This window comes from Acidovorax sp. 59 (genome assembly GCF_002754175.1).
Classification (GTDB): domain Bacteria; phylum Pseudomonadota; class Gammaproteobacteria; order Burkholderiales; family Burkholderiaceae_C; genus Acidovorax; species Acidovorax delafieldii.
Genome location: NZ_PEET01000001.1, coordinates 261858 through 276731, shown reverse-complemented (window position 1 = coordinate 276731; position 14874 = coordinate 261858). Strand labels below are relative to the sequence as shown.

Annotated in this window: 13 protein-coding genes; 6 read left to right on the top strand and 7 right to left on the bottom strand. The window is 63.4% G+C overall.

The window, feature by feature from the left end:
- The first annotated feature begins 25 nt into the window (after positions 1-25).
- The 5 genes from CLU87_RS01335 (at position 26) to CLU87_RS01315 (ending at position 6143) form a co-directional block, all read left to right on the top strand.
- A complete protein-coding gene (locus tag CLU87_RS01335) occupies positions 26-1975 on the top strand; it encodes a hypothetical protein (protein WP_143227226.1) in 1950 nt (649 codons plus the stop codon).
- 46 nt (positions 1976-2021) lie between these two features.
- Positions 2022-2369 (top strand): hypothetical protein, encoded by a 348-nt coding sequence (locus tag CLU87_RS01330; RefSeq protein ID WP_099729243.1) that lies wholly within the window; start codon positions 2022-2024, stop codon positions 2367-2369.
- Between the two features lie 11 nt (positions 2370-2380).
- Positions 2381-3361: a glycosyltransferase family 2 protein gene (locus CLU87_RS01325; protein WP_099729242.1), complete on the top strand. Its 981-nt coding sequence runs from the start codon at positions 2381-2383 to the stop codon at positions 3359-3361.
- A 69-nt stretch (positions 3362-3430) separates the two neighbouring features.
- Positions 3431-5269, top strand: a complete 1839-nt coding sequence (locus tag CLU87_RS01320; protein WP_143227225.1) for a beta-galactosidase — start codon at positions 3431-3433, stop codon at positions 5267-5269.
- Between the two features lie 64 nt (positions 5270-5333).
- Complete coding sequence (locus CLU87_RS01315) at positions 5334-6143, top strand: HAD family hydrolase (RefSeq protein ID WP_099729241.1); 810 nt, start codon at positions 5334-5336, stop codon at positions 6141-6143.
- 191 nt (positions 6144-6334) lie between these two features.
- Here the strand turns inward: CLU87_RS01315 and CLU87_RS01310 are convergent, their stop codons facing one another.
- From CLU87_RS01310 to CLU87_RS01290, 5 genes are all read right to left on the bottom strand, one after another.
- Positions 6335-7576 (bottom strand): ROK family transcriptional regulator, encoded by a 1242-nt coding sequence (locus CLU87_RS01310; RefSeq protein WP_099729240.1) that lies wholly within the window; start codon positions 7574-7576, stop codon positions 6335-6337.
- Positions 7577-7589: 13 nt separating this feature from the next.
- Entirely contained in the window at positions 7590-8042 is a 453-nt protein-coding gene (locus CLU87_RS01305) for an RbsD/FucU family protein (RefSeq protein WP_099729239.1), read from the bottom strand.
- A gap of 3 nt (positions 8043-8045) precedes the next feature.
- Complete coding sequence (locus CLU87_RS01300) at positions 8046-8852, bottom strand: ATP-binding cassette domain-containing protein (protein ID WP_099729238.1); 807 nt, start codon at positions 8850-8852, stop codon at positions 8046-8048.
- Positions 8853-8854: 2 nt separating this feature from the next.
- Complete coding sequence (locus tag CLU87_RS01295; RefSeq protein WP_055393070.1) at positions 8855-9814, bottom strand: ABC transporter permease; 960 nt, start codon at positions 9812-9814, stop codon at positions 8855-8857.
- A 165-nt stretch (positions 9815-9979) separates the two neighbouring features.
- On the bottom strand, positions 9980-10993 hold the full coding sequence (locus tag CLU87_RS01290) for a sugar ABC transporter substrate-binding protein (RefSeq protein ID WP_057270396.1): 1014 nt from the start codon (positions 10991-10993) through the stop codon (positions 9980-9982).
- A 136-nt stretch (positions 10994-11129) separates the two neighbouring features.
- Between CLU87_RS01290 and CLU87_RS01285 the strand changes: the two genes are divergently transcribed.
- Complete coding sequence (locus CLU87_RS01285; RefSeq protein ID WP_099729237.1) at positions 11130-12188, top strand: PfkB family carbohydrate kinase; 1059 nt, start codon at positions 11130-11132, stop codon at positions 12186-12188.
- Between the two features lie 3 nt (positions 12189-12191).
- Here CLU87_RS01285 and CLU87_RS01280 read toward each other — a convergent pair whose 3' ends face one another.
- The gene (locus CLU87_RS01280) at positions 12192-13709 is read right to left on the bottom strand and encodes an NYN domain-containing protein (RefSeq protein ID WP_099729236.1); all 1518 of its coding nucleotides are present in this window, start codon (positions 13707-13709) and stop codon (positions 12192-12194) included.
- Between the two features lie 72 nt (positions 13710-13781).
- Entirely contained in the window at positions 13782-14744 is a 963-nt protein-coding gene (locus CLU87_RS01275) for a tripartite tricarboxylate transporter substrate binding protein (protein WP_099729235.1), read from the bottom strand.
- Positions 14745-14874 lie beyond the last annotated feature (130 nt).

Here is a 14874-nt window from a genome sequence, read left to right as displayed (position 1 = left end):
AATGGCTGCAAGCAGGAAGGAGCAATTGCGACTCGTCTTTTCATCTGCATGGCTAGCATGGATGCTGATAATTGCCATGCGGCAGGTCATCCGCTTCTTCCCGGCTCCGGATGCAGAAATAAACGGTGACGCTTACTGGACCTATCTCCCAAACGCTCGCTTTTTTTTAGCGGACCCCTGGTCGTTCCTTACCAGGGAGCCGTCAAGCTTCTACGTGGCCCCACTAAGCTACATATGGCCAGCCATCTGGAATGCCAATCCTGCCGTCATACAGGTTGCTAACGGTGGACTCTATCTGCTATCTGTTCTCTTGATGTGGCGACTGGCGACTCGCCTTGGTGGGGTGGGTGCAGGCATGGTAGCCACCGCGCTTCTTGTTCGGTTTCCCGAACTCGCAAGCTACATCCCTCAGGTACTGACAGAGCCCCTCTACATGTTTGGGCTGCTGCTGTTTCTGACAGGGTTGGTTGACTATGTACTCGCGGAGCAACGGCGCCTTTTCTGGCTGACTGTGGCAGCCACAGGGCTCGCAGTGACGCTCCTCACGCGCCCCGTACTCCAGTTGTTTTCTGTTCTAGCGCTTGTTACCCTGCTTTGCCTATTCATGGTGCGCCGTACCAGCACCGATCGGATTCCCAGCTTGGAACGAGTTGTCAATGAGAGCACCGTGATCGCCTTGGCGCTTGCATTGTCGCTACCCATATTGACTGTGGTGAAGAACGGTACGTATTTCGGCTACTGGGGAATTAGCACGGGCGCCGGTTCAGGGCTCTTCTATGGAGTGAGCCCGTTCAAGATGGGAGTAGAGCCAGTCTACGGAGGCTTTGGGTACGACGCTGGCATCACTGCCCGCATGGCCGCCCCAGCTACCCAAGGCCACCCGCTACACGTTGAAGCCGATCAAATCCAGTCGCGCGCAGCACTCAGCATCATCCAGTCCACGCGCTGGAGAGACAATGTCGCGTTCTTTTGGTTCAAGTTCAAGGCCTGGATGCTTTACAGCCCCGAAGACACTGCAATGCGTCCCAAACTGCGTCAGTTCCGCTTGTTCGAATGGCTGAGCATAGGTGGCGCCACTGGATGCCTAGCCTATCGACAGTGGCGCGCCAGAAAAAGGGCTCTTCTGAGAAAAAATTTGCCCATCCAAGATGGCGTCACTCTGCGGCGCTTGGGTCTGTGCACCTTCATCCTGCTACTTGCAATAGGTATGGCCGGACAGTTACTGCCGGTGCTGTACAACGTCCGCTACAACGTATTCCTCTTGGACTTGCTCCTAATGCCTCTTGCTGGCGTCGGCGTCGCCATCATGGCCAAGCAGCTCTGTGCCAATGCTTCGCATTATGGTTTGCACAGTGCACTCCAGTTCTGTTGTGGAATAGTTCTTGTGAGCCTGTTAATGGCCCTGACGGGAGCATTGAGCCGATCAAACGCCCGGAACGCATCATGGTCCATGGACCCAAGACGCCCAGGTCCTACAGAATTGGTGCTGGGCTCCGACGCACTGGGTACACCAACCTTGTCTAATGCCCGGCTGATATCCCCAGGTGCCTGGGAACTTTCCGCCCCCGCCACCCTTTCCATTCCTCTCACCCTGGATCAACCGCTGAATTTTATGGATGGAATCTGGCGATTCAAGCTGGCAATCGCAGTACCCCACCCCAGCCGTCAATGCATGGATGTGACAGTTTCGCTTGATCAACCTTCAGCAGAAACCCATTGGTATGTGCCCCGCCCGATTCTTCGCGTGAAGCTGGATGGCAAATCGCATCTATATGCTATCCGGGGCAACGGAGCTCTGCGACCCTCGAATTCTGGCAGTCTAAACCTCCTGTTTCGGTGTCCCGAAGGTACTGTCGTGCAATGGCATGGCGCGCAATTGCTGCGATCAAGCATGCCAGAAGCTGCTCGTGCGCTAGTCACTGATGGCGAACCCATCAACCCGTATCGCGCTGACGATATTTGGCAGAAAAATTGACCCGAATGCCCAGCTTGGTCGTGCAACACTTCTAGGACTAACACCCATGAGCCTTGGCTTAAGCCTTCTCACACTGCTATGCGTGACCTGCATTTCAATTGGTCAACTACTTTTCAAGAAAGCAGCTGCGGCCTTGCCTGAAGCGATTTCCCTCATGGCGCTGTTCACCAACGGTTGGCTCGTCACCTCCTTGGCTCTGTATGGCTTAACCACACTCGGCTGGATTTGGATTCTGCGCCATGCTCCGTTACATCTAGCCTATCCATACATGGGCTTGGCATTCTTGATCGTTCCCACTCTGGCCTGGATTTTCCTTGGTGAACCATTGCATTGGCGGAGCTTGGCAGGTGGCGCACTCATCATGGCCGGCGTGGCGCTGGCAGCATCCAGTTGAGAGCTTCACCTATGCGCATCGCCGTCGCCATCCCCTGCTACAAGGTAACCCAGCACGTACTGGGTGTGATCAACGCCATCGGCCAGGAGGTGGAAGCCATCTACGCGGTGGACGACGCCTGCCCCGATGGCAGCGGCCACTTCATCGAAGAGCACAACCCCGATCCACGGGTACGTGTGCTCTACAACACGCAAAACCGTGGCGTAGGTGGTGCCATCGTCACCGCCTACAAGGCAGCCATTGCCGATGGCATGGACATCGTGGTGAAGATCGACGGCGATGGCCAGATGAACCCTTCGCTTCTGCCGCATTTCGTGGGCCCGCTGCTGCGAGGAGAGGCCGACTACACCAAAGGTAATCGATTCTTCCGGCCCGAATCGGTACAAGGCATGCCGCCGGTGCGGCTGTTCGGCAATGCGGTGCTCTCCTTTCTGACCAAGCTCAGTTGCGGGTACTGGAATATCATGGACCCAACCAACGGATACACCGCAGCGCGCACCTGTGTGTTGTCGGAACTGCCGCTGGACAAGCTGGAGCAGCGCTACTTTTTCGAAACCGACATGCTGTTTCGCCTGAACACGGTACGTGCTGTGGTCAAGGATGTGCCAATGGACGCGGTGTACGCCGACGAGCAGTCCCATCTTCAAATTGGAAAGGTTCTCCCCGAGTTCTTGCACAAACACTCGTCACGGCTATGGCGACGATATGTCTATAACTACCTAGTGCGGGACTTCAACGTCGGCTCGCTTTACAGCATCTTTGGAACGCTGCTTGTGTTGGGCGGTTCTGCCTTCGGCACATGGCATTGGATTGCAAGCGCCAGTACTAGCCACCCGGCAACCAGCGGCACCGTTATGCTTGCCGCACTACCCGTCTTCGTCGGCATACAGTGCCTGATTGCTTTTTTGCACTACGACGTGAGCAACTTGCCAACCGAGCCGTTGAGCTCGTCGCTGCAAGACTTCCCCACTACCTCCGTTGACGCACTGTAGTACCGGCGCTGATGGTGCGACGACGATTGCTACAAACCAATCCCATCATCCCTGCTCCACGCGGAATTCATGCATCCTTTCCTGGTCAAGAACGTGAAATACACCAGTCTGGCGCTGTTGGCCGCCATGGTCCTCAACGCGAGCGCGCAAGGCTCGCGTCCGCCCTTCGTCATTGCACCAACCGTCGAGGGCATTTTCCTCTGCGACGAAGCCGTCGCACAGCCTCAGGTGCGCTCCGCCGACGAGGCCTACGCCTATTGCCGGCAACACAAGCTCGACGGTGCTCCCGCCGTGTCCCGGCTGCTGGACAAGCTAGAGCCTGGCGGGCCTCAAGGTGCGGTGCAGGTGGGTTACACCGCCACACTCCAATTGCTGGGACTGTACCGTTCCACCCCTAAGGGATGGGCCATTGATCCAGCACGCGTGGATGAATTTCTGAGTGTCATCAGCAAAGTGCAACGACCAGTAGTCATTTACTTCTCGGCCGACCACTTCGACTCCATCGGACCCATCACCGAGGAGCTGCGGCGCGATCCGCGCAACCTCATGCAGTTGCGCGATGGCAAACCGCTGGAGCTGGACTATTTCGGTTACCGGATCATGCCCTACACCTTGTCGACGGATGCGACCATCCCCGTCAATAAATACCGGCGTGATGCACTGAACTACGTGGCGCAGCGCATCAGAAAACTGCCTCAGGCAGTGCAGAGTCGCATCGTGGCCTACACCTTGGCGGGCGAACTGCACCACATGTTCCCCGATTTCGAGAATGGAATGGGCGCATACCAGGAAATCCAGGTTACGGATTACAGTCCTGCTTCGGTGGCGGGCTTTCGCCAATGGCTGCGCGCTAGATACCAAACCATCGAGCAGTTCAACACCCAGATGGGGCTGTCATACGCATCCTTTGATGTCATCCCGGCGCCGTCAAAGAATATCCGCAAGGAAAAGCTCACCTCCTACGGCGAGCATTACGACGCATTTGCAGACGGCACACTGCCCATCGCCGGTTGGCTTTGGGATCCCAGCAATGCCATACAAAAGCTGGACCTATATGTCGACGGGCGACATGTGGGCCCCGTTGCCTACGGACTGAACCGGCTGGATGTATACCGCGCTGAAGCCTCCGTAACCAGCCCAAATACTGGGTTTCGCCATGACCTCGACTACAGCGGACTGCGTCCTGGCAGACACTTAGCCCAGGTAGTCGCCACGTCCGGCGCCAGCCGTTACCAACTCGCCGAGGTTGAATTTGTGGTGGCCCCTCGCGACCAGAGGCAGGTGGTATCAGCCCCGAGGGCCGAGGTTCCATCGCTCAAGAATGCGAAGGCCCTTCCTGGCCTGCGTTCGTGGCTCGACATGCCCAGGCCCCTACAGGATGTCTACTACAACCCGCTGGCGCGTGATTGGAACTACTACCGCGAATCGCAGGTGTACGAATTCCTTAGGAATTTCCACCAATGGGCGCGCAAAGCCGGACTGCCCGCAGACAAGCTCTATTCCCACCAGATCGTGCCCAATGTCAACGCTTCGTGGAACCCGCAGCTGTTTGCCGCCGGGCAGACACTCAAAGGTAGCGCGCCGTGGAAACAGGGCTTGAACATGTACGGAGGCGCCACAAACAGTGCCTGGCTGCGGGATTTCATGGCACGTAACAAGATCACCGACTACGGTGTGCCGGAGTTCAACCCGCAGCAATGGAAACGCAACGGAGTTCACTTGGCCGCCATGCAGTCCCACTACGACGCAGGTGCACGCTTCATCAGCCCCTATTACTTCTCCGTGATACCTGATCGCTTCAAGGGGGGCGCCGAACATGGAGTCAACCGCATGGAGCTGAGGCCCGACAACCCAAAGGATGGTTCCGACCGTTTGTACCAAGCCATTGTCGAATACGCTAGGCAATGACACTGGTCCCATACCAATTGCATTGGATCTCCCCGCCCTCGCGTCCCCACCTCCGCTCTCTTTCATGCAGCCGCTCACGCAATGGACCGCCTTGGCGCGGGCATCGCTCCAAGGTGTTTTCACTGACATCGACGACACCCTGACCACCGAGGGCGCCATCACGCCCGACGCACTGCAGGCGCTGGCTGACCTGAAGGCGGCGGGCCTGGTGGTCATTCCCATCACCGGGCGGCCGATCGGCTGGTGCGAGCCTTTCATGGCGGGGCCTGCCGGTTCGATCTGGCCTGTCGATGCCATGGTGGCAGAGAACGGTGCCGTGGCATTTACCCGCAGCTCTGGCGCTCAACCAACGCTGGTCAAGCGCTACCAGCAAGACGCCGCCACGCGCAATGCCAACCAGGCGCGCATGCGTGAGATCGCCGCCCAGGTGGCTGCGGAAGTGCCAGGCGTCGCCCTCAGCCGCGACAGCGCCGGGCGTGAGACGGACCTGGCATTTGACTACGCCGAGTTCGACCGGCACCCGCCCGAGACCGTGCAGCAGGTGCTGGACTTACTGCAGCGCGAAGGCATGCAGACCACGGTGAGCAGCATCCACATCCATGGCTGCTTTGGGGATTTCAACAAATGGCAGGGTGCCAACTGGATCGTGCGCGAGCTGCTGGGCCGCGACCTTGCGCAGGAGCTGGACCGCTGGGTGTTTGTGGGCGACTCGGGCAATGACCAGGCGATGTTCCAGCACTTCACCCACAGCGTGGGCGTGGCCAACATCGCGCGGTTTGTGCCGCAGCTCAAGCACCTGCCACGCTATGTGACGCAGGGCGAACGGGGCGCGGGGTTTGCCGAAGTGGCGCGGGCGATCCTGGCGGGGCGCTGACTGTCAGCGAAGCAAGCGCAGCAGGCAGCAGAGGGCGGTCGCTACAGCCCCTGGATGATCGACGCGGCGGGGCTGGCGCCCCCCGAGACGGCACAGTGCACGCAAGACCTCCAGGAAGCAGTTTTGACTGAAAACGCCAGCTTGCGCTAGTGGAATATGCCGTGATAGCTATTATTTCAATAGCACGACCATCAAGCCTTGAGGAAGATATCGGTATCCGGCGCAAAACACGCATGCAGCGGCAGCAGCGCTCCGCCCAGCGCGCGGGCGTCCGAGCCCATGGTGCCCAGCTCCAGGCGGGGGGGCTGGTGCAGGCCTTCCCAGTTGTAGTCGGCCAGCGCGTGGCGGGCGCCTTCACACAGGGCCTGCAGCAGCTCGGGGGCTGCGGCGCCATCGACCACCACGGCATCCAGGTCCAAAAACGCCGTGGCCGAGACGATGCAGTGCGCCAAGCCCGCCGCAGCGCGCGCGATCCAGCCCCGGCTGTGTTCCAGCCACGGGGCCTGCAGCACGCGCTTGTCGTAGGCGGCCATGGGGTCGAGGCCGTGTTCGCGAAAGCGCTGCTCCAGCTCCCACAAAGATGCCTGGCTGATGAGCTGTGCGGGTGCCTGGCCCGGCTGGGCGGGTGACAGCGGCAGCGAGGCCACGGCGCCCGCGTTGCCGTGAAGACCCCGGTGCAAGTGCGAGTTGATGACCAGCCCGCCGCCCACAAAGGTGTCCATGAACAGGTACAGAAAACTCGGGATGTCGCGCCCGCGCCCCTGCAGCAACTCGGCCACGCACGCGGCGGAGGTGTCTTTGGCAAAGCTCACGGGCAGCTCGGTCATCTGCTGCACCTGCTCGGCCAGGTCGATGTTGTTCCAGGCTTCGGACTGCGCCTCGGTGAGCCCCAGCATGCGGTGCCAGCCGCCCAGCTGGAACGGCGCGGCCACACCCACGCCCACCACGCGCGAGCGCAGCGGGCCCAGGCCGTCGAGCAGCTGGTTCAGGTGCGTACGGATGGCGGGCAACAGCACATCGATGTCAGGGAAGGCGTAGTCGAGCACGATGCGCTCGCGCACATGGCCGGTGAAGTCCACCAGCAGCCAGTCGGCGCTGCGGCGGCCGATCTTGATGCCGATGGCAAAGGCGCCGTCGGGGTTGAGACCAATGGGCACCGAAGGCTGGCCCACGCGGCCGCGCACGGGCGCTTCGCGGCGCAGCAACTGGTCTTCGTCCAGCCGGGCGGTGATGAGGCCGATGGTCTGCGCCGTGAGGCCCGTGACCCGCGCCATCTCGGCCTTGGCCAGACTGCCATGGGTGCGCAGCGCCTGCAGCACCACACGCTCGTTGAACTGGCGCAGCCCCACATGGTTGGAGCCGCGCTGGCGCAGCAGCGCGGGGCTGGCGGCAGTGTTGTCAACGGCGGGTAGGGATGCGTCGGTGTCCAGCATGGTGATGAAACGATCAAGCGGTCAGAGTGTCGCCGATGACGCCCTTGCGCAGCAGGAAGTTGCCCCAGGGCTGCAGCTCGCCCGTCACCACGATGGCATAGGCCTTTTTGACGCGCTCGTAGAACGCAAAACGCTCCACGCCTTCGGCCTGCTCGCTGGCCACGCCCTCGCGTGCCAGCACGTCCATGGTTTCGCGCTGCAGGGCCGATCGGTACGGCACCTCGGTGCCGCCCACCTGCATGTAGGCCACGGGGTGCGGCACGTCCTGCGCCAATGGCAGCACGCTGGCCACCGCTTGCACGGCACGCGCCATGCCAATGCCGGGCAGGCGCAGCACGGGCTTGCCCGCGCCCAGGCTCATGGCGGTGAAGTTGGCATCGGCCAGCACGATGGCGTCGTCATGGCCCATCTCGGCCAGCACCTTGAGCAGGTCGGGGGTCAGCAGGGGGTCGATATTTTTCAGCATGTTTCAGGCAAGGCATTCAGCGGGCAGGTCGGAGGCCGCCATGGCACCGGTCATCACGGCTACGGTGTCGCTCATGCTGATCTTCTTGGGGTTGACGACGGCAGCGCGCTTGCCCAGGCGGGCGATGTGGATGCGGTCGGCAATCTCGAACACATGGGGCATGTTGTGGCTGATGAGAATCACAGGCAGGCCCTTGTCACGCACGCGGCGGATCAGCTCCAGCACCATGTTGCCCTCCTTCACGCCGAGGGCGGCAGTGGGCTCGTCCATGATGACGACATGGCGCGCAAACGCTGCCGCGCGCGCCACGGCCACGCACTGGCGCTGGCCGCCCGAGAGTGTCTCCACCGCCTGCGTCATGGAGCGGATGCCGACCTTCAGCTCGGCCATGCGGGCCACGCTTTCTTCCAGCATCTTCTTCTTGTCGAGCATGCGCAGCGCGCTGCCCAGCAGTCCGGGGCGGCGCAGTTCACGGCCGAGGAACAGGTTTTCGGCAATCGTCATGGCCGGGGCCACGGCCAGGTCCTGGTACACGGTTTCTATGCCCGCGCGGCGCGCGTCGATGGGGCTTTTGAACTGGATGCGCTGGCCGTCGAGCAGGATCTCGCCTTCGTCGGGCACGGTGGCGCCCGACAGCGCCTTGATGAGACTCGACTTGCCCGCGCCGTTGTCGCCGATCACGGCCAGGATTTCACCGGCGCGCAGTTCAAAGTCGGCGCCATCCAACGCGGTGACCTGCCCGTAGCGCTTGACCAGGCCCTTGGCCTGCATGACCAGCGGCGCGTTCGTTGTGTGTGGGGAGGTGCTCATGATCAACGCACTCCTTTGCGCGAGAGTTGGTCGGTGGCCACGGCCAGGATCACGAGGATGCCGGTGACCAGAATTTGGTAGACCGACGACACGCCCATCAGCGTGAGCCCGTTGCGGAACACGCCCACAATCAGCGCCCCCACCAGCGTGCCCAAAATCATGCCGCGCCCGCCAAACAGGCTGGTGCCGCCCAGCACCACGGCGCTGATGGCGTCGAGGTTCTCGGTCTGGCCCGCGTTCGGGTCGCCCGCGCCGGTGCGGGCCACCGACAGCACCGACGCGATGCCGTAGAACAGGCCGGCCAGCACATACACGCCCAGCAGCACCTTGTCGGTGGCAATGCCGGTGAGGCGCGTGGCCTCGGGGCTGTTGCCCACGGCGTAGACATGGCGGCCCGGCGCGGTCTCGCGCAGCGCAAACCAGGTGACGAGGTACAGCACCAGCATGAGCACCGCGCCCCAGACGATGGCGGTCTGCCCCAGCTGGAAGGTGTTGCCCAGCGCGGTCATGCCAGCGGGGATGTCGGTGATGGTCTGCGCGCCCGAGTACAACTGCGTGGCGGCAAACGCGATGTTGAGCGTGCCCAGCGTCACGATGAAGGGCGGCAGCTTGATCTTGGTGACCAGGAGGCCGTTGATTAGGCCGAACAGCATGGTCACGGCCATGCCGCAGGCAATCGCAACAGGTGCCGAAAGGCCATAGTCCGCCGCCATCTTGGTCATCACGATGCCGCCCAGCGCCATCACCATGCCACACGACAAATCGATGCCCGCGGTGAGGATGACCAGCGTCTGGCCAATGGCGATCACCGCCACCACCATGACCTGCTGCAGGATGAGCGCGAAGTTCTGCGCCGACAGGAAACGCTCGCTCTGCGTGGCAAAAAAGGCGCACGCCAGGATCAGCGCGATGAACGGCCCCAGCGTGGCCAGGGGCGGTAGTTTGGAAGCGGTCGAGGACATGGCGGCTCCGTGCGGGTGGACAAAGGGGGCGCTCAGAAAGCAGTTGACGGTTGGGAGCCGATCGCAAAACTCAGCGAAGCGGTTCTGGCTAGGCGCTGCGTCGCAGGCAGTACGGTAGTACGACAAGACGCAGCAACGACGCCAGAAGAGTTTTGAGAACGGCTCTTACTTGGCGCCCCAGCACAGGTCGGTGCCGGTCTTCACATCCTTGCTGTCCACGCCCGCCATGGGCTTGGCAGCGATCAGCGTCACGCCGGTGTCGGTGTAGCCGCTGACCTTCTTGCCGGTCTTGGCGTATTCCACGCCTGCCGCCACGCCCATGGCGGCCATGCGCAGCGGGTACTGCTGGCTGGTGGCGGCGATCACACCCTTGCCCACGTCGGCAATGCCTGCACAGCCGCCGTCCACCGAGACGACGAGGACGTTCTTCTCCTTGCCTGCGGCCTTGAGCGCGTTGTAGGCACCGGCTGCGGCGGGCTCGTTGATGGTGTAGACGATGTTGATGTCGGGGTTCTTCTGCAGGCAGTTTTCCATGCCGGTCTGGCCCTTGGCGCGGTCGCCAAAACTGTCGGCCATGCAGACCACTTCGGCGGGGCGCGACAGCTCGTTGCTCTTGGCATCGTTGGCCTGCAGACCAAAGCCCTTCAGGAAACCGTTGTGCCGCTGCGCGCCCACCGGGTGGCCGGGGAACAGGTCCAGCGTGGCAATCACGGGCTTCTTGCCCGCAGCGGCGGCCTTGGCGTACTGGCCGATCAGCTCGCCGGCCTTGTAGTTGTCGGTGGCAAACAGCGCGTCCGTCGCATCCATGGGCTCGGTGGGACTGTCGAGCGCAATCACCATCACGCCGCGCGCCTGCGCCTTCTTGATCGCGGGCACGATGGCCTTGGCGTCGCTGGGGGTGATGAGGATGGTCTTGGCACCGGCGGCGATCAGGTTCTCCATGGCCGTGACCTGGCCCGCGTTGTCGCCATCGGTCTTGCCGGCGGCCGACACCAGCTTGGCACCCAGCTTCTTGGCCTCGGCCGTGGCGCCCTCTTTCATCTTCACGAAGAAGGGGTTGGTCTCGGTCTTGGTGATGAGGCCGATGACGGGCTCGGATGTCTGCGCCTGGGCCAGGCCACAGGCCAGGGCGCCGGTGAGGGCAAGGGCAGAAAGCGCGAAGGCGGGGGTGCGTTGCATGGTGTTGTCTCCGGGTGTTGGGATGGCAGATTCCTGTCGGCCCCGTGCTGCGCGGCTGGCAGGTGAACCACTCTTGTCGGGTGGATGGGATCGAACTATAGTGGCCGACGAGTTAATAAATCAAGTGGATTTACTTATGGTTTTCCCTATCCAGTCCGCCGACTCCAGCCCCGCCCACACCGCACCGCCGCTGCGGGTGGCCACGGCGGGCGAGGCCTTGTTTGACCTGATCGAAGAGCCCGATGGCCGCCTCAAGCCCTGCGCGGGCGGCGCGGTCTACAACCTCACGCGTGCGCTGGGCCTGCAGGGCGTGGGCACGCTGTACCTCAACCCGCTGTCGGGCGACATGCTGGGGCGACAACTGGCGCGCGGCCTGCACGATGCTGGCGTGGCCCTGGCAGCGCCCACGCCGGTGCGTGCGCCCAGCGCGCTGGCACTGGCCGCACTGGATGCCGAGGGCAAGGCCAGCTACAGCTTCTACCGCGACGGCGTGGCCGACCGCCAGGTGACGGCCGCCGCGCTGACGGCTGCTTGCGCCGCATTGCCTGAGCTGCAGGTGGTGGCCACGGGCTGCCTGGCGCTGGTGGCACAAGATGCCGCCATCTACCAACCCTGGCTGGCGGCGCAGCGCGCAGCGGGCAGCATGGTGGTGGTGGATGCCAACCTGCGCCTGTCGGCCGTGGACGATGCCGGTGCCTACCGCGCCAATGTGATGGCCGCGCTGCAGCACGCCCACCTCATCAAGGTGAGCGACGATGACCTGGAAGCGCTGGCTGTTCCGGGCGCCAACGCATTGGAGCGCGCCCGCTATCTGCAGCAGCAAACACAGGCCCAATGGCTCGCGCTCACGCTGGGGCCGGAAGGTGCCTGGCTGCTGCAGCGCGACGGCCTGGCCGTGCATGCGCGCGAAGAAGCGCCGATCACGGTGGTGGACACCGTGGGCGCAGGCGACTGTTTTCTGGCGGGTTTGATCACCGCCTGGCTGGCAGGGCCTGAGCGGGGCGAAGAAGCCCTGACCTTGCGCCCGGGTGACCTGACGGCGCCCGTTTCGGAGGCCCGACTGCGCGCCGTGCTGCACCATGCGCTGGCCAGCGCCAGCCACTGTGTGGAGCGGGCGGGCTGCACGCCGCCCCGCTACGAAGAAGTGCAAGAGCGGCTGGCGTTGCGGCGCTCAGCGACCGCAGCGGGCCAGTAACACTTACTCGGCGGGTTTAGCGGCCGGCTTGCGGGCCCGGCTGCGTGGACGGGGAGCGGCCGCCTTGGTGGGAGCCGCGTCTTGTGCCTCAGCGGCTGGTGCCTCGGCCGCAGAAGCCGATGCCTCGGCACCTGTAGCACCGCCCGCATCCGCCAGGGCACGCGCGCCACGCGCTCGGGGCGTGGCAGCAGCCTTGGGGGCGCTGGCAACTGGCTTGGCACCTCCTCCACTGCGGGCGCGGCTGCGGCGAGGGGCTGCAGGCTCGGCACCATCGTTCTCAGCAGGTATCTGCTCTGCCGGGGCCTCGGAGCCATCCAACGCTTCGGCGCGCGCATCCTGCTCAGGGCTGCTGTCGATCACCCGCTCCAATGGCTCGGCCTCGTGGGCCACTGGCTGGCTGAAATAGCGGCTGGTCGGGCGCTCTGCCGGCACATCCGCCTGCTCGGACGCCAATGGCTCCTGGTTCGAGTCATGGCGCGGCTCGCTGCGCTGCGTGGAGCGTGTGTCTGGGCGGTCTGCGCCCTCACCGCGACGCCCCCGGCTGCGGCCCGGCGCGCCCTGCCCTTCGCCACTGTCAGAACGCAAATCGGGTGCCGTCGCCACCGCATGAAAGTCGTGCCGCGTGGCGCCGCCCTGGCTGGCTCGCTCACCGGCGCCTTCAGGCCGCGCGGACGCGGCGGCGGCCGTCGGCCCACCGTGGCTGCGGAACACATAGGCTCCCGATTTTTCATCGCGCCCAAACTCCAGCAGGCCGCGCGCCTGCGCTTCTTCGAGCAGGTTGCCAAAGGTGCGGAAGCCATACCGGCCTTCGCTGAAATCGGGCTTGCGACGCTTGATGGCCTCCTTGAGCACCGAGGCCCAGATCTTGCCGGTGTCGCCGCGCTCGGACAGCAGGGCTTCAAACGTTTCGGCCGCCAGCTCCACGCCCTGGGTGCGGCGTGCGTCCTGGCTTTCCTTGCGGTTGCGCTCCTCCTCGGGGCTGCGACGGGGCGCGGGTGCCGGATTGCTGCCCGGGCTCTGGCGGCGGGCCTGGGCGCGCTGGTTTTCGCGCACCAGGTCGTCGTAGAAGATGAATTCGTCGCAGTTGGCAATCAGCAGATCGGACGTGGACTGCTTCACGCCCACGCCGATCACCTGCTTGTTGTTCTCGCGCAGCTTAGACACCAGCGGCGAGAAGTCCGAGTCGCCGCTGATGATGACGAAGGTGTTGACGTGCGACTTGGTGTAGCAGAGGTCCAGCGCATCCACCACCAGGCGGATGTCGGCCGAGTTTTTGCCCGACTGGCGCACATGGGGGATCTCGATCAGCTCGAAATTCGCCTCGTGCATGGTGGCCTTGAAGCCCTTGTAGCGCTCCCAGTCGCAATAGGCCTTCTTGACCACGATGGAGCCCTTGAGCAGCAGGCGCTCCAGGATGGGCTTGATGTCGAACTTTTCGTACTGCGCATCGCGCACGCCCAGGGCGACGTTTTCAAAGTCGCAAAACAGGGCCATGCTGATGCTGTCGGAGGGGGATGCCATATCGTGTGTGAGTTCCGTTCAATGCTGCGGATCATCACACGGAACGCATTGCCCCCTCCGAAGGGAGTGGCCTCAGGTGGGTTTGGCCAAGCCCAGTTTCTCCACCAGCGCCTTCTCGCGCGTGAACGTGTCCTGCGCAAACTTCTTGTAGGCCGACGTGCTCATGTACATCGGCACCATGTCGTAGCGCGCCAGCGCGGTCTTGTAGCTCTCCTGCTCCATGGCCTGCTTGAAGGCATCATGCAGGCGCTTGACCACCGCATCGGGCGTGCCCTTGGGGGCGCCGATGCCAAAGGGCGAGTTCTGCACCAGGTTCAGGCCCAGCTCCTTGAGCGTGGGTGCGTCGGGGAACTTGGCCAGGCGCTCGGCGCCCCAGGTGTTGAGCACGCGCAGCTTGCCGGCCTCGACCTGCGGCGCAAAGCCCGTGGAGTCGGCCGCCGCCATGATCTGCCCGCCCAGGATGGACTGCATCAGGTCGGCACTGCCCTTGTAGGGCACGTGCAGCAGCTCCAGGCCCAGCTGCTGGGCGATGAGTTCCATCGTCAGGTGCGGGCTGGTCATGGTGCCGGTGGAGCCGTAGCTCAGCTTGCCGGGGTTGGCCTTGGCCCAGGCCACGAAGTGCGTCCAGGTCTTGAGCGGGGAGTCGGCAGGCACCACCAGGCCAAACGCGTAGCCGGTGACGTTGAGCACGTAGCTGATGTCCTTGACCGGGTCCCAGTTGATCTTGGTGGTGTAGGGCAGGCGGAACACGCCCAGCGGAATCTGCGCCACCGTGTAGCCATCGGCCGGAGAAGTTTGCAGCTGCTGCGCGGGCAAGGTGCCGCCGGCACCGGGCTTGTTCTCCACGATCACGGGCTGGCCCAGGATCTTGCTGGCGTTGTCGGCCAGCGACCGCATGGTGATGTCGGTGGGGCCACCGGCCGGAAAGGCGATCACGAGCTTGATGGGCTTGCTGGGAAAGCTCTGGGCCTGCGCCAGGAATGCGGGGACAGCGAGGCTGGCGGCTCCCCATTGGATGATCTGGCGACGTTGCATGGCGAGGCTCCTGAAAATGCAAAAACAAAGACTTCGCCATTGGACTGCAGGCCGCGCTGCAAGGGCATGCGGAAACCCCCTAGCCGCTGTCGCCCAGGCGCCAGCGCGCAGCCCTTGCGCTGGTGCACCG